The sequence below is a fragment of the Pseudomonas sp. LB3P81 genome (genome assembly GCF_054897965.1).
The window spans coordinates 5,071,860-5,097,286 of record NZ_JBUBVG010000001.1; the positions used below are offsets into that span (position 1 = coordinate 5,071,860).

A 25,427-nucleotide genomic window follows, 5' to 3' on the forward strand; every position below is an offset into this window, starting at 1 on the left:
CCGTGACTGGCTTGTTTATTACCCTGGAAGGCCCCGAAGGCGCCGGCAAGAGCACCAACCGTGAATACCTGGCCGAGCGCCTGCGCGCCGCCGGTATCGAAGTGGTGCTGACCCGCGAGCCGGGCGGCACGCCTTTGGCCGAGAAGATCCGCGAGGTGCTGTTGGCGCCGGTCGATGAAGTCATGGACCCGGACACCGAGTTGTTGCTGGTGTTTGCCGCGCGCGCCCAGCATCTGGCCGGTGTGATCCGTCCGGCGCTGGCCCGTGGTGCGGTGGTGTTGTGTGATCGCTTCACCGATTCGACCTATGCCTATCAGGGTGGCGGTCGTGGCTTGTCGCTGGAGCGCATCGCGACGCTGGAAACGTTCGTTCAGGGCGATCTGCGCCCGGACCTGACATTGATTTTCGATCTGCCGGTGGAAGTGGGTCTGGCTCGCGCCAGCGCTCGCGGTCGCCTGGATCGCTTCGAGCTGGAAGGCCGGACGTTTTTCGACGCCGTGCGCAGTGCGTTTCTCAAGCGTGCTGAAGCTGATCCGGCGCGTTATGTGCTGGTCGATGCCGCTCAACCGCTGGCGCAGGTTCAACAGTCGCTGGATGCGTTGCTGCCGCGTTTGCTGGAGTTGACCCGTGGCTGAAGCCTATCCGTGGCAGGACGGTCTCTGGCAGCAATTGGCCGGTCGCAAGCAACATGCTCACGCCTATCTGCTGCACGGCCCGGCCGGGATCGGCAAGCGTGCGCTGGCCGAGCGTTTGATGGCCAGCCTGCTGTGCCAGCGCCCGACGGCGCAGGATGCTTGCGGCGAATGCAAATCCTGCCTGTTGCTGAAGGCGGGCAGTCATCCCGACAACTACATCCTGGAACCGGAAGAAGCCGACAAGGCGATCAAGGTCGATCAGGTGCGTGATCTGGTCAGCTTCGTGGTGCAGACCTCGCAGATGGGTGGCCGCAAAGTGGTATTGATCGAGCCGGTCGAGTCGATGAACATCAACGCTGCCAACGCCTTGCTCAAAAGTCTTGAAGAGCCGTCCGGCGATACGGTTCTGCTGCTGGTCAGCCATCAGACCAGCCGTCTGTTGCCGACCATCAAGAGCCGTTGCGTGCAGCAGGCCTGCCCGCTGCCGAGCGAGGCCATGAGTCTGGCGTGGCTGGCCAAGTCACTGCCGGACTGTTCCGAAGAAGAACGCATCGAACTGCTGACCCTGGCCGCCGGTTCGCCGCTGGCTGCCGTCAACTTGCAGGCCCAGGGCGTGCGCGAACAGCGGGCGCTGGTGGTCGATGGCGTCAAGAAGTTGCTCAAGCAGCAGCAATCGCCGACGCAACTGGCCGAAGGCTGGAACGCGATTCCGCTGTTGCTGCTGTTCGACTGGTTCTGCGATTGGTCGAGCCTGATCCTGCGTTATCAGCTGACGCAGGACGAAGCAGGGCTGGGGCTGGCCGATATGCGCAAAGTCATTCAGTACCTGGCCCAGAAAAGCGCACAGGACAAAGTCCTGAACATTCAGGACTGGATCCTGGCACAGCGCCAGAAGGTCATGAGTAAAGCCAACCTCAATCGGGTGCTGTTGCTGGAAGCGTTGCTGGTGCAATGGGCGTCTTTGCCTGGCCAAAAATGACTAGACTCTGAACATCAGCAGTGGAGGTCAGCATGAATGAAGCCGTCAATCCGGGCCCGCGCAATGGCATTTTGTCCCTGACCATCAAGGACAAGTCCGTGCTTTACGCGGCCTACATGCCGTTCATCAAGAACGGTGGCCTGTTTATTCCGACCAACAAAAGCTACAAGTTGGGCGATGAGGTATTCATGCTGCTGAACCTGATGGACGAGCCGGAAAAAATCCCGGTAGCCGGCAAGGTCACCTGGATCACGCCCAAAGGCGCTCAAGGCAATCGCGCCGCTGGCGTCGGCGTGCAGTTCAACGACGGCGACGACACCGCCCGAAGTCGAATTGAAACCCATCTGGCCGGATCCCTGAAGTCCGACCGTCCCACCCATACGATGTAAGTTGCAGTCCTTTTATGCTCGTAGATTCCCATTGCCACCTTGATCGCCTCGACCTCGCCGCCCACGACGGTTCCCTGGATGCCGCACTCGATGCGGCCCGACAGCGCGGGGTAGGGCATTTTCTGTGCATCGGCGTCAGCGTCGACAACGCGGCTGACGTCAAAGCCCTGGCCGACCGTTACGACGACGTCGACTGTTCCGTCGGTGTGCATCCGCTGGATGTGCAACCGGGTGCTGCACCGGCGCTGGATTGGCTGTTGCAGGAGCTCAACCACCCGCGTGTGGTTGCGATCGGTGAAACCGGCCTGGATTATCACTACGAGCCCGAAGCGGCGGAGTTGCAGCAGGAATCGTTTCGCTTGCACCTGCAAGCCGCGCAGCAGACCGGTAAGCCAGTGATCATTCACACCCGTGGCGCCCGGGCCGACACCTTGAGCCTGTTGCGTGAGGCCGCGCTGCCTCAGGCCGGCGTCCTGCACTGCTTTACCGAAGACTGGGACATGGCTAAAGCGGCACTGGACATGGGGTATTACATCTCCTTGTCCGGCATAGTCACCTTCCGCAATGCCGATGCGCTGCGTGACGTGGCCAGCAAGGTGCCCGCTGACCGCTTGCTGGTGGAAACCGACTCGCCGTACCTGGCGCCGATCCCCTATCGCGGCAAGCCGAACCTGCCGCAGTATGTGCGGGAAGTGGCAGAGTTTCTGGCGATGTTGCGCGGTGAGTCCTATGAGCGGTTTGCCGAGCAGACCACTGAGAATTTCAAGCGGCTGTTTCCGTTGGCGCACGTCAGGGCGTCGGCGTAACGCCGGAAAGATCGCAGCCTTCGGCAGCTCCTACGGGGGCGATGCCCCCTGAATCGCAGGCAAAAAAAACCCGGGTTCTGGGGGGTGAATCCGGGCTAAGACCATTAGGAGTAAAACAATGGTACGCGGTCCGTTGGTACCAATATCGGCGCGGCACTTGGGGGAGATGCCCCGCCGACAGTTGAAGTATTGATCAGTATTGCGCCGAGTCCAGTTTGCCGGCCGAGGTTTTTAAACAATTTTGGAATACGTGCGCTTCGGAAGCGTTCTCATTAAATGGCGGCCCTGCCAGAATTCATCAAGAAACACAGATATGGTCGGATGATCCGTGCATTTTGCCGCAAGTTAGGCATAATACGCGGCTTCGAATTTTGACCCCAACAGACCTTTTCTTATGCATAAAGAACCTCGTAAGGTCCGTGAATTTCGTCGCCGCGAGCAAGAAATTCTCGATACCGCGCTCAAGCTGTTCCTCGACCAAGGTGAAGACAGTGTCACCGTCGAGATGATTGCTGATGCCGTCGGTATCGGCAAAGGCACGATTTACAAGCACTTCAAATCGAAGGCGGAGATCTATCTGCGCCTGATGCTCGATTACGAGCGCGATTTGAACGAGCTGTTGCATTCGGCAGACGTCGACAAGGACAAGGAAGCCCTGTCCCGGGCCTACTTCGAATTCCGCATGCGCGATCCGCAACGCTACCGCTTGTTCGATCGCCTTGAAGAAAAGGTGGTCAAGGGCAACCAGGTGCCGGAGTTGGTCGAGGAGTTGCACAAGATCCGCGCCTCGAACTTCGAACGCCTGACCCTGCTGATCAAGGGCCGGATCAGCGAAGGCAAACTCGAAGACGTGCCGCCTTACTACCATTACTGCGCGTCCTGGGCGCTGGTGCACGGCGCCGTGGCGCTGTATCACTCGCCGTTCTGGAGCAATGTGCTGGAAGATCAGGAAGGTTTCTTCCAGTTCCTGATGGACATCGGCGTGCGGATGGGCAACAAGCGCAAGCGCGACAGTGACACCCCCAGCAGCTAAGTCATTCAGCTGCCTTATTGCGCCATGATATTCGCACCATGGCGCAATGCGTCAGGAATATACTCAGGCATGGGACTTGCTAAAACTTGATTTGTAAGTCAGTTTTTACGCCGTCCGATTTCCTTGTGCCGGAGTGATCATGATCGTTGACCGTCAAGGCAGGCGTTTTCGCAATCTGCGCATCAGCCTGACCTCCGCCTGCAACTACGCGTGTACCTACTGCGTGCCCAACGGCAAGCGGCTGGTCGCTGCGCAGGATGAACTGTCGGCCGAAGCCATGGCACGCGGTGTGGCGTATCTGATCGAAGCCGCCGGCATCGAGCGACTGCGTATTACCGGCGGTGAGCCGCTGGTCAGCCCCAAACTAGAAGCCTTCATGACCGCCGTCGGGCAGATGGGCTTGCAAGACATCAGCCTGACCACCAATGGTCAACTGCTGGCGAAAAAACTCCCCCTTCTGGTCGACGCCGGCATCCGCCGCATCAACGTTTCCCTCGATACGCTGGATGCTAGTGCATTCCGCAGCATTGCCCGCGGCGGTGATCTGGCGACGGTACTCGACGGCATGGACCAGGCCAGCGCCGCCGGTATGAAGATCAAGGTCAACATGGTGCCGTTGCGCGGGCAGAACCTCGATCAGGTGATGCCGCTGCTCGATTACTGTCTGGAGCGTGGCTATGAGCTGCGCTTCATTGAGCTGATGCGCATGGGGCACCTGGCCAGTGACAACAACGCTTTTCTGCAACAGTTCGTCAGCCTTCACCAGTTGCTGAGCCTGATCGGTGATCGCTATGAATATCTTCAGGCCAATGCGCCCGTCGATGCCACCGCGGTGCGCTATGAAATTCCGGGGCAGGGTTACTTTGGTGTGATCGCCAACGAAAGCGTTCCGTTCTGCCGCACCTGCTCGCGACTGCGCTTGTCGTCGACTGGCTGGCTGCATGGCTGCCTGTCGTCGAGCAACCGTCACTATATTGGTGATCTGTTGGACAAGCCTCGCCATCAGGCGCTGCCTGCCTTGCAGAGACTTTTGGTGAAGGCGTTGGGTGACAAGCAGGAAGTGGCGTTCTCGGGTGGTGCCACAGTCATGAAGATTATCGGCGGCTGATTCGGCCTCTTCGCGGGCAAGCCCGCTCCCACAGGGATTAACGCGAAACCTGTGGGAGCGTGGCTTGCCCGCGATGCGATCTATCAGGCGACGATGAACATGAGCTGGCGCGGAAGCTGCATCCCATGGCCATTCGCCGGTTTTCCGTCACCGGCCTCTGGAGGGTAGGATGCGTAGCCTGGTTTTGCTGCTGGCCGTTTTGGCGCTTGGCGGCTGCATGAATGTCAGCGATCTGGCTGAAGGGACTCGCTACCACATGAGCGACGCGGGTCTGCTCGACCACAGCGATAGTCGCCGGGTGAACAACCTGCGCATTCAGCCGGACTCGTTCGTCTATATCGCCCAAGGCGCTTTTGCGCCGCCGGGCAGCGCGGTTTACCCGCGACCTAACGTGATTGCCGAGGTCGCCTTCGACGGCTTTATCGAATACTTCCCGATGGTCCGCCGCGCACGTGCGCCGGAAGGCCTCGAACAGGCCATGGGCGAAGCCCGTGCGGCCGGTGCGCATTACCTGCTCTATACCCGTTTCGCCAAGTCTGATGATCGCATCGGCAACTCGGACGAATGGCTTGATCAGGAAGCCGTGGATCGCCTCGGTATCGACACCGGCGTGATTCAGATCATGTTGATCGAGACCGGCACCCAGTATTTGATTGATACTGCGCGTATCAAGAGTCGTGGCGGTTTGCTGACGTTCCACGACAAAAAGCCAGAAGACCTGATGGGCCCGCCGCTGGAGCAATACGCGCGTAGCCTGTTGGGGCTCAGCGACCAGTAATTCCAAGGAGAACGCCATGAGTGGTCCGCAAAAAGCCAACGACCTGTTGGGGCAAATCCCCAAGACCAAAGGCTTGCCACCGGTCCACCTGTGGAACCCCGACTTCTGCGGCGACATCGACATGCGCATCGCCCGCGACGGCACCTGGTATTACCTGGGCACGCCGATCGGGCGCAAGCCGATGGTCAAACTGTTCTCCACCATCATTCGCCGCGACGGCGATGATTATTTCCTGATTACCCCGGTCGAGAAAGTCGGCATCAAGGTCGACGATGCACCGTTTGTGGCAATTGCCGTGGATGTCGAAGGCGAGGGTGAAGCCCAGGTCTTGCGCTTCACCACCAACGTCGATGAAACCGCCGAGGCCGGTGCGGAACATGCGATCCGCGTGGTGATCGATCCGGTGACACAAGAGCCTGCTCCTTACGTGCATGTGCGCACCAACCTGGAAGCCCTGATTCACCGCAATGTGTTTTATCAATTGGTAGAGCTGGCGGTGACCCGCGAGATCGACGGGCAGCGTTGGCTCGGCGTGTGGAGCGGCGGCCTATTCTTCCCCATCGGACTCGAGCCGTAACGGTATCAAAATGTGGGAGCGGGTTTGCTCGCGAAGGCGTCGGCACATCCAATATTGATGCGCCAGACAGACCGCTTTCGCGAGCAAGCCCGCTCCCACATTTGATTGCGTTTTAACTGGAGGAATTCGGTCAGGTGTGGGAGCGGGCTTGCCCTCGAAGGGGCCTTCAGTCGTTTAGATATCCAGCTTGCGCGCCGCCTCAACCCCGGCCGCGCTGAGCTTGATCGGCAAGTTCAACGAGTGCTCACCGGCCTCGTTGCAGATCACATGACCCTGCTGGATCAACCCGCGATCCTGCAGCGTGGCGAGGGTGCTGGCCACGACTTTCTCCCCCCGGTAGTTGTCCAGGACCTCCTTGCCCAGCCCACTCGGGTGGGCGTGCAGCAGACGGGTCAGGACTTCTTTCTCAAGGTTTTTATCGACGTTCATGGTTACCTCTTCATGGATGTGGAAAGCTCGCGTGGGCGATTTATTGGCTGGCGCCACCTTCGGAACCCGAGCCACCGGTGGTGGTTTTCGAGCCGATGCCGGTGCCGGCGTTATCGGGTGTCCGGGTGTCGGGCATGTTCATTCCACCTTGACGGCCCGCGTCGTTTCCCTGGATCCGCGGGTCGGTGCCCGTGGACGGAGGCAGGCTGCTGTCGACGCCCGTGCCATTGGTGTTGTTGCCGGGTGCACTTGGGATGGCGGGGGATTTTGGTTTTTCGACCGGGTCGGTCGGGCCGGTACCGGCGGTGGTGGCGGCGAAGGCAGCAGAGGACAGCAGGGTAGCGAGAGCGAGGACGGTCAATCGGAACATGCTCATGGTGTCGTCTCCATTTAATTAGAGTCCTTACCTGATGTTGGTCCGCCCCCGATTTGGTTTGGTGCCTGATGAACGACGAACGGTTCAGGCCTGCTGCAGCGTCTTGACCCTGAAGCGGCGCGACTGGCCGGAGTAATGCCTACACATGACCCCCATGTGCGACTGAAGAGCTTTTGTGGCGAGGGAGCTTGCTCCCGCTGGACTGCGAAGCAGTCCCTGTCACAGATGACTCTGTTTACCTGAAAGACCGCGTCGCTTGTTTTGGGGCTGCTGCGCAACCCAGCGGGAGCAAGCTCCCTCGCCACAAACTGCTCGTCGACTTAGTATGGCGTTTTCCACTTCTGACGAAGGCACGTCCATGACAATCGAAATCCGCCCGGCGACCCCCAGCGATGCACCGCAAATCCTCGGGTTCATCACCGAATTGGCCGATTACGAGCGTGCCCGCCACGAAGTCATTGCCAGCGTCGCCGATATCGAACGCAGCCTGTTCAGCGAAGGCGCCACCGCCCATGGCCTGATCTGCCTGCGTGACGGCTTGCCGATCGGTTTCGCCGTGTTCTTCTTCAGTTATTCCACCTGGCTCGGCAGTAACTGCCTGTACCTGGAAGACCTCTACATCACCCCCGAACAGCGCGGTGGCGGCGCCGGTAAAACCCTGCTGCGGCACTTGGCGAAAATCGCCTGCGCCAATGATTGCGGACGGTTTGAATGGAGCGTGCTGGACTGGAACAAGCCGGCGATCGAGTTCTATAAATCGTTGGGTGCGCAGCCACAGGAGGAGTGGGTGCGGTATCGGATGGATGGGGCGGTGTTAAGGGATTTTGCCGCGGGCAATTGAATCTTTAAAAGATCGTCCGAACGCGGCCCGAGCCTTCGGGAGGGGGAGTGCAAGCGCTACTTTGAGCGTAATGCTGGTGACGAGCGCGCTGCCTGATCCAACGCAGAACCATTGTGGGAGCAAGCCCGCTCCCACAGGGGATCTGTGTTGGATTGTGGATCCCGGGCAACAAAAAGGCCCCCATTTCGGGAGCCTTGTTGTTCAGCGATTCAACTTACATGTTCGGATAAGTCGGGCCGCCAGCACCTTCCGGTGCCACCCAGGTGATGTTCTGTGCAGGGTCCTTGATGTCGCAGGTCTTGCAGTGAACGCAGTTCTGGGCATTGATCTGGAAGCGCTTCTCGCCATCTTCCTGGGTCACCACTTCGTACACGCCGGCCGGGCAGTAGCGTTGGGCAGGTTCATCGTACATCGGCAGGTTCTTGGCGATCGGGATGCTCAGGTCGGTCAACTTCAGGTGGCAAGGCTGCTCTTCTTCATGGTTGGTCCCCGAGATGAACACCGAGCTGAGTTTGTCGAAACTGATCTTGCCGTCCGGTTTCGGGTAGTCGATCTTCTTGCAGTCGACCGCCAGCTTCAGGCAAGCGTAATCCGGCTTGGTGTCGTGCAAGGTGAACGGCAGTTTGCCGCCGAAGATGTTCTGGTCCAGCCAGTTGAAACCACCGCCGACGATGGCGCCGAACTTGTGGATCGCCGGGCCGAAGTTACGGCTGGCGAACAGTTCGTCGTAGAGCCAGCTCTTCTTGAACGCGTCGACGTAAGTGGTCAGCTCTTCGGTGCCGTCCTTCTCGGCGAACAGCGCTTCGGCAACGGATTCAGCGGCGAGCATGCCGGACTTCATCGCGGTGTGGCTGCCTTTGATCTTGGCGAAGTTCAGGGTGCCGAGGTCGCAACCGATCAGCGCGCCGCCCTTGAAGACCATTTTCGGCAGCGAGTTCAGGCCACCCTTGCAGATGGCGCGGGCGCCGTAGCTGATGCGCTTGCCGCCTTCCAGGTACTGCTTGAGCACCGGGTGATGCTTGAGGCGCTGGAACTCGTCGAACGGCGACAGGTAGGTGTTGCTGTAGGAAAGATCGACGATCAGACCGACGACCACCTGATTGTTTTCCAGGTGATAAAGGAACGAACCGCCAGTGTTCTCGGTGCCCATGATGTCCAGCGGCCAGCCGGCGGTGTGAACCACCAGGCCTGGTTGATGCTTGGCCGGGTCGATTTCCCAGATTTCCTTCAGGCCAATGCCGTAGTGCTGGGCGTCGGCTTCGCTGTCGAGGTTGAAGCGCTTGATCAACTGCTTGCCGATGTGGCCGCGGCAACCTTCGGCGAACAGCGTGTATTTGCCACGCAATTCCATGCCCGGGGTGTACAGGCCTTCTTTCGGGTGACCTTCGCGGTCAACGCCCAGATCACCGGTGATGATCCCGCGAACCACGCCGTTTTCGTCGATCAGCGCTTCCTGAGCGGCGAAGCCCGGGTAGATTTCTACGCCCAGGTTTTCGGCCTGCTGAGCCAGCCAGCGGCACAGGTTGCCCAGGGAGATGATGTAGTTGCCTTCGTTGTGCATGGTCTTGGGCACAAAGAGGTCAGGAATTTTTTGCGCGCTGTCGGCGTTCTTGAGAACGAAGATGTCGTCGCGAGTCACCGGCGTGTTCAGCGGGGCGCCGAGTTCTTTCCAGTCCGGGAACAATTCGTTCAGGGCGCGTGGTTCGAACACGGCACCGGACAGGATGTGAGCACCCACTTCGGAGCCTTTTTCGACCACGCAGACGCTGATTTCCTTACCGGCTTCAGCAGCCTTCTGCTTCAAGCGGCAGGCGGCGGAAAGACCAGCGGGGCCGGCACCGACGATGACCACGTCGAATTCCATGTATTCGCGTTCCACAGGTAATCTCCTACTCAAGGCTCAACAGTTTTTTTTCTAATTGGAGGTTTGGTGTCGCATCCATGAAATCCTGCGCAATGCAGGAAGAGGACAATCGATGGACCACCTTTCTCTCTGGGTGGCGCATTATATCTACACCACTCTCAGCGTCCAATACAAACGTTTGTTTGAATTGGCTCAAAGCCAGAGAAATCAAAGTCACGCGGCTTATGAACGGCTATTTTGCCGTATTGACCGGAATAGGCGTTCCGGTCAAGATACGGGCGGTTTTGCGCTCGCCGTAGGCTGACTGTTGGTTTCAAGAGCACCTCTAAAGACAGGGCGATGGCAGTGCAAGGTGATGCGCCGCGCAGTGTTGGCGCGCAGTTTACACGCCGCGATATTGAATGACTTGTTGGTCACCACTGACGAACGGTCATCAACATCATGAGCGGTGGTCACTTGACACGTATGCCGGCGTTTTTAGAGGTGCCCTTGCGCCCGATGAGCATCAACCGCCAGGTTCGCCTAGGCGACTTTCTTTTCACCGGAGAGTAACGAGGAATCCATGAAGGTTCTTGTAGCTGTCAAACGCGTTGTGGATTACAACGTCAAGGTTCGCGTCAAGGCGGACAATTCCGGCGTCGACCTCGCCAACGTCAAGATGTCGATGAACCCGTTCTGCGAAATCGCAGTGGAAGAAGCCGTACGCCTGAAAGAGAAAGGTGTTGCGACTGAAATCGTCGTCGTCTCCATCGGCCCGTCCACCGCTCAAGAGCAACTGCGCACTGCGCTGGCTCTGGGTGCCGACCGCGCCATCCTCGTCGAATCCGCTGAAGATCTGACTTCCCTGGCCGTTGCCAAACTGTTGAAAGCTGTTGTCGACAAGGAACAGCCTCAGCTGGTGATCCTTGGCAAACAAGCCATCGACAGCGACAACAACCAGACTGGCCAGATGCTCGCTGCATTGAGCGGTTACGGTCAGGGCACCTTCGCTTCGAAAGTCGAAGTGTCCGGCGACAGCGTTGCCGTGACCCGCGAAATCGACGGCGGCGCACAGACGGTTTCCCTGAAACTGCCAGCCATCGTCACCACCGACCTGCGTTTGAACGAGCCGCGCTACGCGTCCCTGCCAAACATCATGAAAGCCAAGAAGAAGCCTCTCGAAGTGCTGACTCCGGACGCTTTGGGCGTTTCCACCGCCTCCACCAACAAGACCGTGAAAGTCGAAGCGCCAGCTGCACGCAGCGCGGGTATCAAGGTCAAGTCGGTGGCTGAACTGGTCGAGAAACTGAAAAACGAAGCGAAGGTAATCTAAATGACTATCTTGGTTATTGCTGAACACGACAACAAAGTGCTGGCCCCGGCCACACTGAACACCGTGGCCGCTGCTGCCAAAATCGGCGGCGACATCCACGTGCTGGTTGCAGGTCAGGGCGCTGGCGCCGTGGCTGAAGCCGCTGCGAAAATCGCTGGCGTGACTAAAGTGCTGGTGGCCGACAACGCCGCCTACGCTCACCAACTGCCGGAAAACGTTGCGCCGCTGGTGGTCGAACTGGGCGCTGCTTACAGCCACATCCTGGCTGCCGCGACCTCCAACGGCAAAAACATCCTGCCGCGCGTTGCCGCTCAGCTGGACGTTGACCAGATCTCCGAGATCATCTCGGTCGAAAGCGCTGACACCTTCAAGCGCCCGATCTACGCCGGTAACGCCATCGCTACCGTTCAATCGAACGCTGCGGTCAAGGTGATCACCGTGCGTGCCACCGGTTTCGACCCGGTTGCTGCGGAAGGCGGTTCGGCTGCTGTTGAAGCGGTTGCTGCTGCTCACGATGCTGGTACTTCGAGCTTCGTTGGCGAAGAACTGGCCAAGTCCGATCGTCCGGAACTGACCGCTGCCAAGATCGTCGTTTCCGGCGGTCGCGGCATGCAGAACGGCGACAACTTCAAACACCTGTACGCCTTGGCCGACAAGCTGGGCGCTGCCGTTGGTGCTTCTCGCGCCGCGGTCGACGCAGGTTTCGTACCCAACGACATGCAGGTCGGTCAGACCGGCAAGATCGTTGCTCCACAGCTGTACATCGCCGTCGGTATCTCCGGCGCGATCCAGCACCTGGCCGGCATGAAAGACTCCAAAGTGATCGTTGCGATCAACAAGGACGAAGAAGCGCCGATCTTCCAGGTGGCCGATTACGGCCTGGTGGCGGACCTGTTCGAAGCCATCCCTGAGTTCGAGAAGCTGGTCTAATCCAGCGGCTTGACCTATAAAGAGCCCGACCTTTTGGTCGGGCTTTTTTTTTGTTCTTCTGTAGGAGCTGTCGAGTGAAACGAGGCTGCGATCTTTTGATCTTTTGCTTTTAATTCAAGTAGACCTGAAAAAATCGCAGCCTCGTTTCACTCGACAGCTCCTACAGGCGAATTAAACGGATTTGGGTGGGAGAGTGTCGTGCGCCGAGTATTCGGTTGGTCATTACTGCTGGGCCTGACGGTATTACCGACACTGTCCGTTGCCGCGGGCAAGTGCGAACGCCTGGTGGTCACCGGCAGTCCGGACGCGCCGCCGTACCTGTGGCAAGACCTGCAAAATCCCAAACACCTGATCGGCGCCAGTGCCGATCTGTTGCAGCAAGTGGCGGGGGAGTTGGGGATCAAGGTCGAGTTGCTGTATGCCGGCAAACGCTCCCAGGCCCTCGATGAAGTGCGCAGCGGGCGCATGGACATGCTGGCGGACGCGCCGTTGACGGTCAGCGAACTGGAAACCCTGGATTACATCCATCCTCCGTTGCTGGAAAACGATTACCTGGTCTGGACCCGAAAAGATTCGTCTCTGGTCTACAACGAAACACAAGACCTCCACGGTCATCCCGGCGCGTTGTCGGAAAAGTCTCGAATGACCCAGGCATTTGGTACGTTCGCCGAGCAGCAATTGACCCTTGTGCGTACACCAAACCTGACCCAGGCCTTTCAGAAATTGCTGTTGGGCGAGGTGGAATTTGTTCTCGCGGGACGTTACTCCGGCATGGCGGCCGCACAAACACTGAGCATGGCCAACGATCTGGTGGCACGTTCACAGCCGGTAGACAAACCTGGTCTGTTCCTCGCGGTTTCCCATAACTCCGCCTGCAACGATCCGTGGTTGCGCGGACAGCTGGCCAAAAAGATGACAGAATTGCCCGCGTCCGGACTGACGGAAGCTGTGCTGCAACGCAACATCGAGCGTTGGAAAGCGCAGCAACAGCAACAGAAACAACCCGTCAGCACCCCAAAACAGTAGGGATTTTTAGTGAGTATTCGACCTCTTTTCGCTGCCCTGGCCGTTCTGGCTCTGGCGGGTTGTGCAGCCGATCCGGCGCCGAATGAACAAATACGCCTGACCGAACAGGCACTGATACAAGCCAAAGCCGTGGGCGCCACCGCCGACGAGGTGCCGGAACTGAAACTGGCCGAAGACAAGTTCAGCCGTGCCCAGGGCGACATGACCGATCAATCCTACAAGCACGCACGGATGCGCGCTGAACAGGCCGAACTGGACGCACGTCTGGCCGAAGCCAAGGTCCTTACCCTCAAAAGTGAAGAGCAGTTGAACGTGCTCAATACCCGCATCACTCGTCTGCGCAAGCAAGTGGGAGATGCCCAATGAGCCTCAAGTCCAGCGTCATCGGCGGCTTGATCCTGGCAGGTTGCGCCAGCCTGTATGGCTGCGCCGGCCAGCACAGCGAGAGTGCGTTGCAAAACGCGAGTGCCGACTTCCAGAAGGTCAAGGAAGATTCCAACGTGCTGCGAATCGCGCCGAAAGACGTGATTCGCGCCGGTGAGTCCCTGGCCCGCGCCGATCGCCTTTCCAGCTACTGGGGCAGCGGTTCGGACGTGGTGCATTACGCCTACCTGAGCCAGCGCTACAGCGACATCGCCCGGGAGCACACCAATCAGGTGCTCAACGAAGAGCGCGCGGCGAAGCTCGAACTGGAGCGTCAGCGCCTGCAACTGGCTTTGCGCGAGTCGAAGTTGCTCAGCGTGCAACAGCAGGGCAAGTGGCTCGAAGAACAGATTGTCTCGCTCGCCACCACCCAGACCGACCGCGGTCTGGTGATGACCTTGGGCGATGTGCTGTTCGACACCGGCGAAGCGGAGTTGAAAAACTCGGCGAACCGCGTGGTGTTGAAGATCGTGCAGTTCCTGCAGCTCAACCCCAAACGCGTCGTACGCATTGAAGGTTACGCCGACAGCACCGGCGGCAAGCAGGAAAACCTCAAGCTGTCCCGAGACCGTGCGCAATCGGTGGCCAATGTGCTGATGGACCTGGGCATCGACGATAAACGCATTCAGGTCGAAGGGTATGGCGACGAATACCCGGTGGACGCGAACGCCTCCGAACGGGGCCGTGCGCAGAACCGGCGGGTGGAAATTGTGTTCTCCGACGAAAAAGGCCAGCTCGGCGCCGCCCGTTAACGGTTGCTTCATCGCGACACCAGAAATCCTGTAGGAGCTGTCGAATGAAATGAGGCTGCGATCTTTTGATCTTGCTCTTGATACTCAAGTGGGCCAGGAAAGATCGCAGCCTCGTTTCACTCGACAGCTCCTACACAGCTCCTACAACCCGGCCTGCCCGTCAGCGCCGGGTTTTTTTGCGCCTGCCAACTGCCACACGCTTTTCAATAAAAACAGTACAGTTTTTGCTGACACTGCACTGTACGGTCGACTATTGTGGCAACTGTCCCAGTACACTTCTAAACTGTTCCGGTATTGTTTCGCACAAGAATAAAATGCCCGTGAAATCGAGTGCTGCGTCATGACCAATCTCTTGCTCTACCAACGTATTGCTCAGCAACTGGCCGAAGACATCCGCCGTGGAGTCTATCAACCGGGGGAGCGCGTGCCTTCGGTGCGCAAGATGAGCTCGCAGCTCAACGTCAGCCATGCCACGGTGTTGCAGGCCTACGCCAATCTCGAAGATCAGGGGCTGATCCGTGCCCGGCCGCAGTCGGGTTATTACGTGCACCAGACGCCGGCCCTGACTGCGCCGACCCCGGACATCGCCCGGGTCGAGCGTCCCGGTCTGGTCACCCGCAGCAGCATCATTCAACAAGTGTTGGTCGAATCCCGCCGCGAGGGCGTGTTCCCCTTGGGCGCGGCGGTCCCGAGTGTCGATTACCTGCCGGTGCGGGCGCTGCATCAGCAATTGGCCAAGGTCACCCGTTTTCATAGCCCGCGTGCCTTCAGCTACATGTTCAGCCCCGGTTTCGAGCCGCTGCGCCGCCAAGTGGCGATTCGCATGCGCGATGCCGGCGTGGTGGTCGATCCGTCCGAAGTGGTGATCACCCACGGCTGCGTCGATGCCTTGCAGATGTCCCTGCGTGTGCTGACCCGGCCGGGCGACTTGATCGCCGCCGAGTCGCCGACCTATTACGGTTTGTTGCAACTGGCCGATCTGCTGGGCCTCAAAGTCATCGAGATTCCCAGCGATCCGGCCACCGGCATGAGCCTTGAAGCCCTGCAACTGGCGGCCAATCAATGGTCGATCAAGGCGCTGGTGCTGACCACGCGCCTGAGCAATCCGCTGGGTGGCACCATGCCCGAAGAGCGGCAGAAACAACTGCTGCGCCTGGCCTCGGATTTCGATATCCAGGTGGTCGAAGACGATATCTACGGCGAACTGATGTTCGAGCAGGGCCGCACCAAGTCGCTCAAGGCCTACGACCGGCTGGATCGGGTGATCTATTGCTCAAGCTTCTCCAAGACCCTGTCACCGGGCGTGCGAATCGGCTGGATGATCGCGGGCAAGTACCAGCAGGAAATCCAGCGCCTGCAGACCTTCAGTACGCATTCCGCCTGCAGCGTCACGCAGATGGGCATTGCGGCTTATCTGGAAAATGGCGGTTACGACCGGCATCTGCGTTACATCCGTCAGGAATACCGCAAGAACCTCAGCGCCTTCCAGCTCGCGGTGCAGCAGTATTTTCCGGAAGGCACGCAGATGACCCGGCCGACCGGCGGTTTCATTCTGTGGGTGAGTTTGCCAGGCAGGGTCAACACACAAGAACTGCACGTGCGTGCATTGCAACAAGGCATCAGCATTGCGCCGGGGCTGATTTTCAGTAACACCGAGCAGTTCAATCACTGCATCCGGCTCAATTGCGGCACGCCCTGGAATCGTGAAGCCGAGCGCGCCTTGATGACCCTAGGCATGCTCGCCACGCAACTTTGCCAGGAGATGGCTGGCGGCATTTGACGGGACGGGCGGGTAATTCCCGCCCGAGCTTGTCATGTCGCGTCCAACAAGCGAGCATATGCCACTCCGCCGATAGTGCCGTTAGCTCCGTTGGGTCCATGAAACCGATTTTTTCCGCCGTCTGGCTATCGATCTGCCTGTTGATGACCTTTCAGGCGGAAAGCATCATGGCGGCTTCCGTTCCGGAAAAACCCGCAGCGAGCACGGCCTCGAAAAAACCCGCAACGGTCAAGGACGCCGCACCGGCCAAAAAAAACGTGGCCAAGGTGAAGAAACGTCCACCGATTGCCTCCAAGTCCAAAGCCGCCAGCGAGGTCGTGAAAACCCAGCTTCCTTCGGTCGACCTGGATTTGAGTCTGCCCCAGGAGATGGCCGAAGAGTTGAAGCCAATCGGTACAGTTCCGTTGCCCCGGCACGACGCTGTGCTGCCGCAGATGTTCGGTGACAAGGCCGGCAGCTCTCCCTTTCAGCTCAACGGGCGACTGATCAGCAACGAAATGAAGTTGCAACTGCGTAACGAAGAGCGCCGTGATGTTGAAGGCGCCGCGCTGGAATTCGAGTTCAAGCGATAATGCCTTCCCCTCAGTGACCCGTTCGCCAGACGCTTTGTCGGAGACTGGTCAGTCACGTTCGGTTAAGCGTAAAAACCCGGCTTCGGGTAATTTAAAACAACTGTTTTAGCGGTTACTCTGTGCCCCGTCCATTAACACATCGCCCTTCGCGAGGAGCTCGTCGTCATGAAATGCCGTGAAGGCTGTGGCGCCTGTTGCATTGCCCCTTCCATCAGTTCACCGATTCCCGGCATGCCCAATGGCAAAGCCGCCGGAGAACGATGCGTACAACTCTCTGCCGAAAACCTGTGCAGTATTTTCGGCCAACCGGAACGTCCTGCTGTGTGTTCGGCGTTCGAAGCCGACGTCGAAGTCTGCGGAAGCAGCAGTGACGAAGCGATCAGATTGCTGGGTTGGTGGGAGCAAATGACGGCTGCGTGATGTATTCAACGAACGGAACTTCAACAACAAGGAATAAGACTATGGGTTCGCTGCATCGTATGGCTGTGCTGTGTGGTTTGACGGTTGTGTTGGCGACTTCCGCCGCACAGGCCGAAGACTGGAAGGTGGCCAAGAATGAAGACGGCATCAAGGTGTCCTTGAGTGAAGTGGCCGGCTCTGACTACAAGGCTTATCAGGGCGTGACCTTGATGAAAACCACCGTGGCCAAACTGCGCGCACTCCAGGACGACGTAGCAGGCGCCTGCACCTGGATTCACGAGTGCAAAATGCAGAAGCTGCTCAAGCACGAAGGTGACCAGAGCTGGACCTACACCCAGTTCAATACCCCATGGCCGGTGACTGCGCGTGATTCGGTGCTGCACGTGACGACCACCGAAGGTGCCGATGGTAGCCTGACGCGCAAACTGGAAGGCGTGCCGAAGTACATTCCTGAAGAAAAGGGTTTCGTGCGGGTCACCAAGGTTGACGGTTTCTGGAAGTTCGTGCCAAAGGGTGACCAGATCGAAGTGACGTATCAGGTTCACACCGAGCCGGGCGGCAGCGTGCCATCGATGATTGCCAACAAGTTTGTGGTTGATGCGCCGTTTAATACTTTGAAAGCGCTGAAGGAACGCGCCGAGAAGTAATCGCGCCGTTCCTTTGATAAAGCGCCCTGAGTTGATCGGGGCGTTTGTTTTTTTGGCGGGTTTGATTGGTGTTCATATCCGTTGTTGGGGTAACGGCAGCTATTGGTTCCGCTTTTACAGCGGGTCACTTGGAGAAGCGCCAAGTAACCAAGCGCTTTTGCCCCTTTCGTTCGGTGCCTCGCTAGGGCTCGGCATGCCCTCGCTCCGGTCCTGCTCCGTGGGCCCGCCGCGATCGGCCATCCATGGCCGTGCGCGGCTAACCCGGCATCCATGCCGGGTTGCCCACTGCGCAGAACCTGCGCTCGGCCTCTCGAGGGGGCGACTACCGCCACAGCAGCCGAGGCGGCCTGCCAGCCGACCTGGCTCTTTGCTCGTACGCATTTCCCTGTGGGAGCTGGCTTGCCTGCGATGGACGCCAACGATAACGCGTGCTGCCTGAAGGAACACGGTGTCCAGACGTTTTTCGCGAGCAAGCTCGCTCCTACAGAAATGGATATGCCCCCGATCAAGTATCCAATCTACGAGAACAACTTCATCACCACCGATTGGAGGACTTTATTGTGTTTCCGAATATGCGTTGCACGAAATTTTCACAAAGCCTCCAAGACAATTTGCCCGCGCCAGCCGTGCAGGTCAGTAATCAATGGCAATGCCGCGGTTGATCGTGCAACATTTGCGCACCGCGCAAACCCCGGGGCCGAGAACTGGCCGACAGAGGGCAGGGCGCAGCTGTATTTTTGAAACTTCAACTTCCAATGGGTCCTAAAACGACATGGCAATCCCGGACGCCCTGAGTCAGCAGCGAGCTTCTAGTCGCCTGCTGCAACCGACCGTCAAATCGCATCTGGCCTACACGCTGCTGTGTGCCCTGGTCATGATGGTCATGTTCAGCCTGCTGCGCGTGGCGCTGCTGGTCTACAACCGCGAGATGATCCTCGACACCCCGGCCTCGACCTTTTTCGAAGCGTTCGCCAACGGTCTGCGTTTCGACCTGCGCCTGGTGGTCTACCTCAGCATTCCGCTGCTGCTGGCCCTGTTCAGCGCCCGGGCCATGGCTGCCCGCGGGTTCTTCCGTTTCTGGCTGACCATCGCTTCAAGCATCGCGTTGTTCCTCGGCCTGATGGAGATGGACTTCTACCGCGAATTCCACCAGCGCCTCAACGGCCTGGTCTTCCAGTATGTGAAGGAAGACCCGAAAACCGTGATGAGCATGCTCTGGTACGGTTTCCCGGTGGTTCGCTACCTGCTGGCCTGGGCCGTGGGCACCTTGATCCTGACGCTGGCGTTCAAGGGCGCCGACCGCGCAACCCGTCCTCGCGGTCCGTTCAGCGGCGGCAGCATCGGCACTCGCCAGATCGCCCCGTGGTATTCGCGCATCGCAGTGTTTGTGGTGTGTTTACTGGTCTGCGTGGTCGCGGCTCGCGGCACGCTGCGCCAAGGCCCACCGCTGCGCTGGGGTGACGTCTACACCACCGACTCGAACTTCGCCAATCAGTTGGGCCTCAACGGCACTCTGCAACTGGTCGCGGCGGCCAAGAGCCGGATGTCCGAAGAACGCGACAACATCTGGAAGGCCACGCTGCCGCAGCCGCAAGCGCAGCAAATCGTGCGCGACATGCTGGTAATGCCGAACGACAAACTGGTGGATGCCGATATCGCAGCGGTACGTCGCGACTACACGCCGCCGGCTGACAAGACACTGCCGATCAAGAACGTTGTCGTCATCCTGATGGAAAGCATGGCCGGTCATTCGGTCGGCGCCCTGGGTGCGCCGGGCAACATCACGCCGTACCTCGACAAACTGTCGAAAGAAGGCCTGTTGTTCGACCGCTTCTTCTCCAACGGCACGCACACCCACCAGGGTATGTTCGCCACCATGGCCTGCTTCCCGAACCTGCCGGGTTTCGAATACCTGATGCAGACGCCGGAAGGCAGCCACAAACTGTCTGGCCTGCCACAACTGCTCAGCGCCCGTGGCTACGACGACGTGTATGTCTACAACGGCGATTTCGCCTGGGACAATCAGTCGGGCTTCTTCAGCAACCAGGGCATGACCAACTTCATCGGGCGTAACGACTTCGTGAACCCGGTGTTCTCCGACCCGACCTGGGGCGTGTCCGACCAGGACATGTTCAACCGGGGGCTGGAAGAGTTGAAGGCCCGCGACGGCAAGGACAAAAAACCGTTCTATGCCTTGCTGCAGACCTTGTCCAACCACACGCCATACGCATTGCCGACACCGTTGCCGGTCGAGCGCGTGACCGACCGTGGCAGCCTCAACGAACACTTGACCGCCATGCGGTACGCCGACTGGGCGTTGGGTCAGTTCTTCGAGAAGGCGCGCAAGGAGCCGTACTTCAAGGAAACCCTGTTCGTGGTCGTCGGCGACCACGGCTTCGGCAATGAACAGCAGATCACTGAAATGGACTTGGGCCGTTTCAACGTACCGATGCTGCTGATCGGACCGGGCGTTCAGGACAAGTTCGGCCAGGTCGACCACACCGTAGGCACCCAGATCGACATCGTGCCGACCATCATGGGCCGTATCGGTGGCGATGTGGTCCACCAGTGCTGGGGTCGTGATTTGCTGAACCTGCCGGAAGGCGACAAGGGTTTCGGCGTGATCAAACCGTCGGGTAGCGATCAGACCGTCGCGTTGCTGACCGCAGACCGCGTGTTGGTACTGCCCAAAGATATGCCGGCGAAGCTGTATCAATACGAACTGGGCGCCAATCCGAAAGGTGCAGTGATCCCGGCGTCGGCTGACGAAGCGGCCCTTAAACAGAAACTCGAATCGTTCATTCAGACGGCGACCAGAAGCCTCATCGACAACACCGCTGGTGTGGTGGACGGCAAGCCGGACTGAGTGTCCGGCGCAATAAAAAAGAGGCCCTTCAAGGGCCTCTTTTTTTTGCCTTCTAACTTTTTATATCTTGCCGAGTAACAGCAGGATCAACAGCACCACCAACACCACGCCGATGATACCCGACGGGCCATAACCCCAACTTCTGGAGTGTGGGAAGACCGGCAGGCCGCCTACCAGCAGGAGGATCAGAATAATGATTAAAATTGTGCCCATGTCTATTTCCTTGTTGGAAGTGTTCTGGAATTACCTGGCGTTTAAGGTTCAGCTGGAATGCAAATAAACCCAAGCTGCTTACAAAGTCCGACTGTCGTGCATGAGAGAAAATTCCAAGTTTTTTTTAATGTTTTTCGAAGACAGGCTTATTTCTTTTTAGAGAGGTAAGTTGATCCGCACGCTGGCGCGGTTTGCTCGGGCCATTCAGCAATCTGATGGAGCGTGGGTTGGGCGATGTCCTTCGCTACACTCGACGCAACTTCCCCGGAACAACAAGGCTGTTTGCTATGCAAAATCGCATGATGATCACTGGCGCGGGCTCGGGCCTGGGTCGCGAAATCGCGCTGCGCTGGGCGCGTGAAGGCTGGCAGCTGGCCTTGTCGGATGTCAGCGAGCCCGGTCTGCAGGAAACCTTGAAGCTGGTTCGCGAAGCCGGCGGCGATGGTTTTATCCAGCGCTGTGATGTGCGCGATTACAGTCAGCTCACCGCTTTCGCCCAGGCCTGTGAAGTGAAACTCGGCGGCATCGATGTCATCGTCAACAACGCCGGCGTCGCCTCGGGCGGGTTCTTCAGCGAACTGTCCCTGGAGGACTGGGACTGGCAGATCGCGATCAACCTGATGGGCGTGGTCAAAGGTTGCAAGGCGTTCCTGCCGCTGCTGGAAAAAAGCAAAGGCAAGATCATCAACATCGCGTCGATGGCCGCGTTGATGCAAGGCCCGGCCATGAGCAACTACAACGTGGCGAAGGCCGGCGTGGTGGCGTTGTCCGAAAGCCTGCTGATCGAACTGGCACATCAGGAAATCGGTGTGCACGTGGTGTGTCCGTCGTTCTTCCAGACCAACCTGCTGGACTCCTTCCGTGGCCCGACGCCGGCGATGAAAGCCCAGGTCGGCAAACTGCTGGAAAGCTCGCCGATCACCGCGACCGACATTGCCGACTACATCTATCAGCAAATTGCCGCCGGCGAATTCATGATCCTGCCCCACGAACAGGGCCGCATGGCGTGGGCGCTCAAGCAGAAGAATCCGCAACTGCTCTACGATGAGATGACCGTCATGGCCGATAAAATGCGCGCCAAGGCCAAACAGACCGCAGGCTGAACTTGCCCGTCGGCAACGCCGTCGTTAGGGTGACCGCCATCGGTCATCCTCGCGAGACGTTTGCATGCTCAATTACCTGTGGTTCTTTCTTGCCGCGCTGCTTGAAATCGCCGGCTGCTTTGCCTTCTGGATGTGGTTGCGCCAGGGCAAAAGCGTCTGGTGGGTTGTGCCGGCACTGCTCAGCCTGACGTTGTTCGCGCTGTTGCTGACCCGTGTCGAGGCGACCTACGCCGGGCGCGCCTATGCCGCCTACGGTGGCATCTACATCATTGCGTCGATTGGCTGGCTGGCGGTGGTCGAACGGATTCGGCCGCTGGGTTCGGACTGGATCGGCGTGGCGCTGTGCGTGATCGGTGCGAGCGTCATCCTGTTCGGCCCGCGTTTTTCGGCTTCCTGAAGCAATCTCAGAGTTTGTCGGACGTTTCCGAAAGAGGCGTTCGTCCTGGGCTGTAGGGCGGGTCTGATTTGCTTTCATCGCATTGAACGCTAGCCGCGCGCCGGGCATCGTCAGGGTTCGATAACCCTGAAGGACGAATGCCATGCTTGTACTCAGCCGCGTAGTGGGGGAAATGATTGCCATCGGCGACGACATTTCAGTGCGTATTGTGGCCGTCAGCGGCAACACTGTGCGCTTCGGCGTCGAAGCGCCGCGGAGCGTCAACGTGCACCGGGCCGAGGTCTACGAGCGCATCCAGGTCAAACTGGCGAAAACCAAGGCACGTTGAAGGCGTCAGTCAAACAGGTGCTTGGGCACATCGTGTTTGAGCATCAACTGGCACTGCTCGCTTTCCGGGTCGAAGACAATCAGCGCCTGGCCCTTGGTCAACGCCTGGCGAACCCGCAATACGCGGGTTTCCAGCGGCGTGTCATCGCCGTTGTCCGTGCCGTCACGGGTCACGAAATCTTCGATCAGGCGGGTCAGGGTGTCGACTTCAAGTTGGTCGTGGGGAATCAGCATAGGCACCTCGGCTAAACAATGGGCGCGATGCTACGGCGAATGATGGGCTGCGGCTAGCTTCAAGCTGATGTGTTGCCTGATCTGGTGCCTTCGCCGGCAAGCCGGTCTCGCTCCCACATTCGACCGCATTCCCCCGTGGGAGCGAGACCGGCTTGCCGGCGAAGGCGTCAACTCAGGCGACACATATTTAGGAGACCGCCGCCTGACTATGCGGAAACAACAAATCCACAAACCGCTCCGCCGTCGGCTGCGGCTCGTGAGGGTGAAACCAGCCTGTTGAAGCGTCTGACTGAAGAAACCATGAAGGCGGACGAGTCGAAGTCCTGCTTCCTGCGACTCAGGCCTTGCCTCGAATCAAGCGGCGTAACGCGAAGCGGTTCGGATGACACGCCTCGGCCACGGCTCTGGGCAGTGGCAAGGGTTCATCATCGAGCCAGGCAGCCAGCAATTCGCCAGATAACGGCGCGGTGATCAACCCTCTGGAACCGTGGCCGCTGTTGACGTACAAACCCTGCAGCCATGGGCAAGGAATGTCTGGAACCTGACGGGCATCCTTGCTCAGGGCGCAGTAGGCATCGGCGAACGCCTGAGCGTCGGCCAGTGGGCCGACAATCGGCAGGTAATCCGGGCTGGTGCAGCGAAATGCCGCGCGGCCTTCGAGTGTCTCTGGCTGCATCGCAGCCGCTCGTAGCCGCGCGACCAGGTCCACTGAAATCTCTTCGAGCATCTGCAAATTGCCGGCATGCTCCGCCGCTGTCGGCGTCAGATCGTCATTGTTGAAATCGAAACTGGCGCCCAGCGTGTGTTCACCCAAGCGTGCCGGGGCGACATAACCTTCAGCGCAGACCACGGTGCTCAGGCGTTGGCTCTCAAGTGTCTGGGGCAGTCGGGTAATCTGTCCGCGAATGCGCTTGAGCGGCAACTCGCTGCTGTAAGGGAAACGCTTGATCTCGGCAGCGCCGGCCAATACCACCACCGGTGCATCCGCCAACAACGTGTCGCCATCCCAGGCTTGCCAGTGACCTTCCGTTCGACGCAGCTCCAGTACATCGTGATGCGTCAGAATCCGGATGTCGGGGTGCTTCGCTTGCCGTTGGCACAACGCCGGCGGATGCACCCATCCGCCTTCGGGGTAAAACAGTCCACCCCATTGCAGGCCGATACCGGCACGCGCCTCGGCCTGTTCTCTATCGAGTGCGTGCAGCAAGTCATCGGGAAACGCCTGCGCCAATTGCGCTTGTCGTTCGGCTTCCTTGGCATTGAACGCCAGTTGCAGCACACCGCAATCGTCCCAGTCGACGCCCCGCTGCAACTGCTCGAGCAACCGCCGGGTGTGACCGAAACCGCTGACAATCAACTGCGACAACGCCGTGCCGTGGGCGGACAACTTGAGGTAAAGCACGCCTTGAGGATTGCCCGAAGCTTCCTGCGCCAGCGCATCGTGACGCTCCAGCAGACTGACTTGCCAACCCCGCGCCGCGAGGCTGGCGGCCGTGGCGCAACCGGCCAGGCCGGCGCCGATCACCAGTGCCCGACGTTCGCCGGTCAGGGGCGTCGGGCGTGCAAACCATGGTTTGGTCGCGACGGGCGCTGGCACTTCTTCAGGCCAGCCGAGGAACGTGCCGCGCAGGATTTCCCATTTGTGGCCGATGCCGGGCGTGCGCTTCATCTTGAAGCCCGCCGCGTTCAGCAAACGGCGCACCCAACCGGTGCTGGTGAAGGTGCTGATGGTCGAGCCGGGCGCCGCCAGCCGGGCGAGTTCGGCAAACAGTTCGGCGGTCCACATGTCGGGGTTTTTCGCCGGGGCGAAACCGTCGAGAAACCAGGCATCGATCTGTGCGTCCAGTTGCGGCAACTGCTCCAGCGCATCGCCGATCAACAGGGTCAACGTCACGCGACCGTTATCCAGTACCAGCCGCTGGAAGCCTTGATGGATCGCCACGTACTGCGCGAGCAACTGATCGGCAAACAGCTTGAGTTCCGGCCATAACGCCAGCGCCCGTTGCAGATCAGATGCACTCAGCGGGTACTTTTCGACACTGACAAAGTGCAAACGCGCACCGGCCACTGCGTGTTTTTCGAACAACTGCCAGGCGCACAGGAAATTCAGCCCGGTGCCGAAACCGGTCTCGCCAATCACCAGCCGCCCACCCACCGGCAACGCAGCAAAACGCTCACGCAGCGCGTTCTGTTCAAGGAAGACGTAGCGGGTTTCGTCCAGCCCGGACAGGTCGGAAAAATACACATCATCGAACACCCGCGAACGCGGGAGGCCTTGGTCGTCCCAGTCGAGCTGGGCGTGGGGCAATACAGGTTTCATGGCAGGCTCGGCAACGGCAAGGCGGCCATTCTAGCTGATCGCCACCGAGGTGCTTGATCCATGGCAAGGCTCGCCGATTTGGATCAGCGAAACTTCCTGGTCGGAAGAGGGACTTTTGTGGCGAGGGAGCTTGCTCCCGCGCGGGTGCGAAGCAGCCGCATGCTGGATATCTGTGTACTACCAGAATGCGAGTTTGCCGATGTCGGGGACGGCTTCGCCGTCCAGCGGGAGCAAGCTCCCTCGCCACAGGATTCATATCCGCCTCAAGAATGGATTTCTCCCACGCAGGA

28 protein-coding genes are annotated in these 25,427 nt (G+C 59.2%); 22 read left to right on the top strand and 6 right to left on the bottom strand.

Annotated features, from left to right (window positions below; all coding sequences use genetic code 11):
* Positions 1-2 precede the first annotated feature (2 nt).
* The 8 genes from tmk to ACYZTL_RS23650 all read left to right on the top strand — a co-directional run bounded on the left by tmk (position 3) and on the right by ACYZTL_RS23650 (position 6,305).
* Positions 3-635 (top strand): dTMP kinase, encoded by a 633-nt coding sequence (gene tmk, locus ACYZTL_RS23615; protein ID WP_253430481.1) that lies wholly within the window; start codon positions 3-5, stop codon positions 633-635.
* Positions 628-1,614 carry a DNA polymerase III subunit delta' gene (locus ACYZTL_RS23620; protein ID WP_461953759.1) on the top strand — a complete coding sequence of 329 codons (987 nt, stop codon included), beginning with the start codon at positions 628-630 and terminating at the stop codon, positions 1,612-1,614. The genes tmk and ACYZTL_RS23620 overlap by 8 nt, the downstream gene beginning before the upstream one ends.
* 32 nt (positions 1,615-1,646) lie before the next feature.
* Entirely contained in the window at positions 1,647-2,003 is a 357-nt protein-coding gene (locus ACYZTL_RS23625) for a PilZ domain-containing protein (protein WP_461953760.1), read from the top strand.
* Positions 2,004-2,017: 14 nt separating this feature from the next.
* Complete coding sequence (locus ACYZTL_RS23630) at positions 2,018-2,809, top strand: TatD family hydrolase (protein ID WP_461953761.1); 792 nt, start codon at positions 2,018-2,020, stop codon at positions 2,807-2,809.
* Between the two features lie 394 nt (positions 2,810-3,203).
* Positions 3,204-3,842 carry a TetR/AcrR family transcriptional regulator gene (locus ACYZTL_RS23635; protein ID WP_461953762.1) on the top strand — a complete coding sequence of 213 codons (639 nt, stop codon included), beginning with the start codon at positions 3,204-3,206 and terminating at the stop codon, positions 3,840-3,842.
* Positions 3,843-3,981: 139 nt separating this feature from the next.
* On the top strand, positions 3,982-4,950 hold the full coding sequence (locus ACYZTL_RS23640; protein WP_461953763.1) for a GTP 3',8-cyclase MoaA: 969 nt from the start codon (positions 3,982-3,984) through the stop codon (positions 4,948-4,950).
* A 169-nt stretch (positions 4,951-5,119) separates the two neighbouring features.
* Positions 5,120-5,728, top strand: a complete 609-nt coding sequence (locus tag ACYZTL_RS23645; protein ID WP_461953764.1) for a DUF4823 domain-containing protein — start codon at positions 5,120-5,122, stop codon at positions 5,726-5,728.
* Positions 5,729-5,744: 16 nt separating this feature from the next.
* A complete protein-coding gene (locus ACYZTL_RS23650) occupies positions 5,745-6,305 on the top strand; it encodes a DUF1285 domain-containing protein (RefSeq protein WP_461953765.1) in 561 nt (186 codons plus the stop codon).
* Positions 6,306-6,479: 174 nt separating this feature from the next.
* Here the strand turns inward: ACYZTL_RS23650 and ACYZTL_RS23655 are convergent, their stop codons facing one another.
* Both ACYZTL_RS23655 and ACYZTL_RS23660 read right to left on the bottom strand, forming a co-directional pair.
* Positions 6,480-6,734, bottom strand: coding sequence for a hypothetical protein (locus tag ACYZTL_RS23655; protein ID WP_461953766.1), 255 nt, complete (start codon positions 6,732-6,734; stop codon positions 6,480-6,482).
* A 40-nt stretch (positions 6,735-6,774) separates the two neighbouring features.
* The gene (locus ACYZTL_RS23660; protein WP_461953767.1) at positions 6,775-7,110 is read right to left on the bottom strand and encodes a hypothetical protein; all 336 of its coding nucleotides are present in this window, start codon (positions 7,108-7,110) and stop codon (positions 6,775-6,777) included.
* 358 nt (positions 7,111-7,468) lie between these two features.
* Here ACYZTL_RS23660 and ACYZTL_RS23665 point away from each other — a divergent pair, with 358 nt between their 5' ends.
* Positions 7,469-7,951: a GNAT family N-acetyltransferase gene (locus ACYZTL_RS23665; protein WP_031319060.1), complete on the top strand. Its 483-nt coding sequence runs from the start codon at positions 7,469-7,471 to the stop codon at positions 7,949-7,951.
* A 214-nt stretch (positions 7,952-8,165) separates the two neighbouring features.
* Here ACYZTL_RS23665 and ACYZTL_RS23670 read toward each other — a convergent pair whose 3' ends face one another.
* A complete protein-coding gene (locus tag ACYZTL_RS23670; RefSeq protein WP_461953768.1) occupies positions 8,166-9,830 on the bottom strand; it encodes an electron transfer flavoprotein-ubiquinone oxidoreductase in 1,665 nt (554 codons plus the stop codon).
* A gap of 547 nt (positions 9,831-10,377) precedes the next feature.
* Here ACYZTL_RS23670 and ACYZTL_RS23675 point away from each other — a divergent pair.
* The 10 genes from ACYZTL_RS23675 to ACYZTL_RS23720 all read left to right on the top strand — a co-directional run bounded on the left by ACYZTL_RS23675 (position 10,378) and on the right by ACYZTL_RS23720 (position 20,543).
* Positions 10,378-11,127 carry an electron transfer flavoprotein subunit beta/FixA family protein gene (locus ACYZTL_RS23675; protein ID WP_007942046.1) on the top strand — a complete coding sequence of 250 codons (750 nt, stop codon included), beginning with the start codon at positions 10,378-10,380 and terminating at the stop codon, positions 11,125-11,127.
* On the top strand, positions 11,128-12,057 hold the full coding sequence (locus tag ACYZTL_RS23680) for an electron transfer flavoprotein subunit alpha/FixB family protein (RefSeq protein WP_461953769.1): 930 nt from the start codon (positions 11,128-11,130) through the stop codon (positions 12,055-12,057). It abuts the gene before it with no gap.
* A 198-nt stretch (positions 12,058-12,255) separates the two neighbouring features.
* The gene (locus tag ACYZTL_RS23685) at positions 12,256-13,083 is read left to right on the top strand and encodes a substrate-binding periplasmic protein (RefSeq protein ID WP_461953770.1); all 828 of its coding nucleotides are present in this window, start codon (positions 12,256-12,258) and stop codon (positions 13,081-13,083) included.
* A gap of 9 nt (positions 13,084-13,092) precedes the next feature.
* Positions 13,093-13,449 (top strand): DUF4398 domain-containing protein, encoded by a 357-nt coding sequence (locus ACYZTL_RS23690; protein ID WP_461953771.1) that lies wholly within the window; start codon positions 13,093-13,095, stop codon positions 13,447-13,449.
* Positions 13,446-14,258: an OmpA family protein gene (locus ACYZTL_RS23695; protein WP_461953772.1), complete on the top strand. Its 813-nt coding sequence runs from the start codon at positions 13,446-13,448 to the stop codon at positions 14,256-14,258. The genes ACYZTL_RS23690 and ACYZTL_RS23695 overlap by 4 nt, the downstream gene beginning before the upstream one ends.
* A 340-nt stretch (positions 14,259-14,598) precedes the next feature.
* Positions 14,599-16,038 (top strand): aminotransferase-like domain-containing protein, encoded by a 1,440-nt coding sequence (locus tag ACYZTL_RS23700; protein WP_017340075.1) that lies wholly within the window; start codon positions 14,599-14,601, stop codon positions 16,036-16,038.
* Positions 16,039-16,136: 98 nt separating this feature from the next.
* Positions 16,137-16,610, top strand: a complete 474-nt coding sequence (locus tag ACYZTL_RS23705; protein ID WP_461953773.1) for a translation initiation factor 2 — start codon at positions 16,137-16,139, stop codon at positions 16,608-16,610.
* Positions 16,611-16,775: 165 nt separating this feature from the next.
* Entirely contained in the window at positions 16,776-17,030 is a 255-nt protein-coding gene (locus ACYZTL_RS23710; protein WP_207286298.1) for a YkgJ family cysteine cluster protein, read from the top strand.
* A gap of 41 nt (positions 17,031-17,071) precedes the next feature.
* Positions 17,072-17,677: an START domain-containing protein gene (locus tag ACYZTL_RS23715; RefSeq protein ID WP_461953774.1), complete on the top strand. Its 606-nt coding sequence runs from the start codon at positions 17,072-17,074 to the stop codon at positions 17,675-17,677.
* Between the two features lie 772 nt (positions 17,678-18,449).
* Complete coding sequence (locus ACYZTL_RS23720; protein WP_461953775.1) at positions 18,450-20,543, top strand: LTA synthase family protein; 2,094 nt, start codon at positions 18,450-18,452, stop codon at positions 20,541-20,543.
* A gap of 60 nt (positions 20,544-20,603) precedes the next feature.
* On the opposite strand, the gene ACYZTL_RS23725 is transcribed toward ACYZTL_RS23720, so the two are convergent.
* The gene (locus tag ACYZTL_RS23725) at positions 20,604-20,762 is read right to left on the bottom strand and encodes a DUF3309 family protein (RefSeq protein WP_174602692.1); all 159 of its coding nucleotides are present in this window, start codon (positions 20,760-20,762) and stop codon (positions 20,604-20,606) included.
* 281 nt (positions 20,763-21,043) lie between these two features.
* Here ACYZTL_RS23725 and ACYZTL_RS23730 point away from each other — a divergent pair, with 281 nt between their 5' ends.
* The 3 genes from ACYZTL_RS23730 to csrA all read left to right on the top strand — a co-directional run bounded on the left by ACYZTL_RS23730 (position 21,044) and on the right by csrA (position 22,584).
* Positions 21,044-21,859 carry an SDR family oxidoreductase gene (locus ACYZTL_RS23730; RefSeq protein WP_461953776.1) on the top strand — a complete coding sequence of 272 codons (816 nt, stop codon included), beginning with the start codon at positions 21,044-21,046 and terminating at the stop codon, positions 21,857-21,859.
* 64 nt (positions 21,860-21,923) lie between these two features.
* Positions 21,924-22,256, top strand: a complete 333-nt coding sequence (locus tag ACYZTL_RS23735; protein WP_084323730.1) for a YnfA family protein — start codon at positions 21,924-21,926, stop codon at positions 22,254-22,256.
* Positions 22,257-22,398: 142 nt separating this feature from the next.
* Complete coding sequence (gene csrA / locus ACYZTL_RS23740; RefSeq protein ID WP_461953777.1) at positions 22,399-22,584, top strand: carbon storage regulator CsrA; 186 nt, start codon at positions 22,399-22,401, stop codon at positions 22,582-22,584.
* A gap of 5 nt (positions 22,585-22,589) precedes the next feature.
* On the opposite strand, the gene ACYZTL_RS23745 is transcribed toward csrA, so the two are convergent.
* Both ACYZTL_RS23745 and mnmC read right to left on the bottom strand, forming a co-directional pair.
* On the bottom strand, positions 22,590-22,817 hold the full coding sequence (locus ACYZTL_RS23745; protein WP_003199186.1) for a YheU family protein: 228 nt from the start codon (positions 22,815-22,817) through the stop codon (positions 22,590-22,592).
* A 337-nt stretch (positions 22,818-23,154) separates the two neighbouring features.
* Positions 23,155-25,137, bottom strand: coding sequence for a bifunctional tRNA (5-methylaminomethyl-2-thiouridine)(34)-methyltransferase MnmC2/FAD-dependent 5-carboxymethylaminomethyl-2-thiouridine(34) oxidoreductase MnmC1 (mnmC, locus tag ACYZTL_RS23750; RefSeq protein ID WP_461953778.1), 1,983 nt, complete (start codon positions 25,135-25,137; stop codon positions 23,155-23,157).
* Positions 25,138-25,427 lie beyond the last annotated feature (290 nt).

Coding starts and splice junctions, on each gene's coding strand:
- ACYZTL_RS23640 (WP_461953763.1), top strand. CDS start 3,982: ATGATCGTTGACCGTCAAGGCAGGCGTTTTCGCAATCTGCGCATCAGC.
- ACYZTL_RS23745 (WP_003199186.1), bottom strand. CDS start 22,817: ATGCTGATTCCCCACGACCAACTTGAAGTCGACACCCTGACCCGCCTG.
- csrA (WP_461953777.1), top strand. CDS start 22,399: ATGCTTGTACTCAGCCGCGTAGTGGGGGAAATGATTGCCATCGGCGAC.
- ACYZTL_RS23715 (WP_461953774.1), top strand. CDS start 17,072: ATGGGTTCGCTGCATCGTATGGCTGTGCTGTGTGGTTTGACGGTTGTG.
- mnmC (WP_461953778.1), bottom strand. CDS start 25,137: ATGAAACCTGTATTGCCCCACGCCCAGCTCGACTGGGACGACCAAGGC.
- ACYZTL_RS23635 (WP_461953762.1), top strand. CDS start 3,204: ATGCATAAAGAACCTCGTAAGGTCCGTGAATTTCGTCGCCGCGAGCAA.
- ACYZTL_RS23705 (WP_461953773.1), top strand. CDS start 16,137: ATGAAACCGATTTTTTCCGCCGTCTGGCTATCGATCTGCCTGTTGATG.
- ACYZTL_RS23700 (WP_017340075.1), top strand. CDS start 14,599: ATGACCAATCTCTTGCTCTACCAACGTATTGCTCAGCAACTGGCCGAA.
- ACYZTL_RS23680 (WP_461953769.1), top strand. CDS start 11,128: ATGACTATCTTGGTTATTGCTGAACACGACAACAAAGTGCTGGCCCCG.
- ACYZTL_RS23720 (WP_461953775.1), top strand. CDS start 18,450: ATGGCAATCCCGGACGCCCTGAGTCAGCAGCGAGCTTCTAGTCGCCTG.
- ACYZTL_RS23675 (WP_007942046.1), top strand. CDS start 10,378: ATGAAGGTTCTTGTAGCTGTCAAACGCGTTGTGGATTACAACGTCAAG.
- ACYZTL_RS23645 (WP_461953764.1), top strand. CDS start 5,120: ATGCGTAGCCTGGTTTTGCTGCTGGCCGTTTTGGCGCTTGGCGGCTGC.
- ACYZTL_RS23650 (WP_461953765.1), top strand. CDS start 5,745: ATGAGTGGTCCGCAAAAAGCCAACGACCTGTTGGGGCAAATCCCCAAG.
- ACYZTL_RS23625 (WP_461953760.1), top strand. CDS start 1,647: ATGAATGAAGCCGTCAATCCGGGCCCGCGCAATGGCATTTTGTCCCTG.
- ACYZTL_RS23710 (WP_207286298.1), top strand. CDS start 16,776: ATGAAATGCCGTGAAGGCTGTGGCGCCTGTTGCATTGCCCCTTCCATC.
- ACYZTL_RS23655 (WP_461953766.1), bottom strand. CDS start 6,734: ATGAACGTCGATAAAAACCTTGAGAAAGAAGTCCTGACCCGTCTGCTG.
- ACYZTL_RS23630 (WP_461953761.1), top strand. CDS start 2,018: ATGCTCGTAGATTCCCATTGCCACCTTGATCGCCTCGACCTCGCCGCC.
- ACYZTL_RS23735 (WP_084323730.1), top strand. CDS start 21,924: ATGCTCAATTACCTGTGGTTCTTTCTTGCCGCGCTGCTTGAAATCGCC.
- ACYZTL_RS23695 (WP_461953772.1), top strand. CDS start 13,446: ATGAGCCTCAAGTCCAGCGTCATCGGCGGCTTGATCCTGGCAGGTTGC.
- ACYZTL_RS23665 (WP_031319060.1), top strand. CDS start 7,469: ATGACAATCGAAATCCGCCCGGCGACCCCCAGCGATGCACCGCAAATC.
- ACYZTL_RS23730 (WP_461953776.1), top strand. CDS start 21,044: ATGCAAAATCGCATGATGATCACTGGCGCGGGCTCGGGCCTGGGTCGC.
- ACYZTL_RS23660 (WP_461953767.1), bottom strand. CDS start 7,110: ATGAGCATGTTCCGATTGACCGTCCTCGCTCTCGCTACCCTGCTGTCC.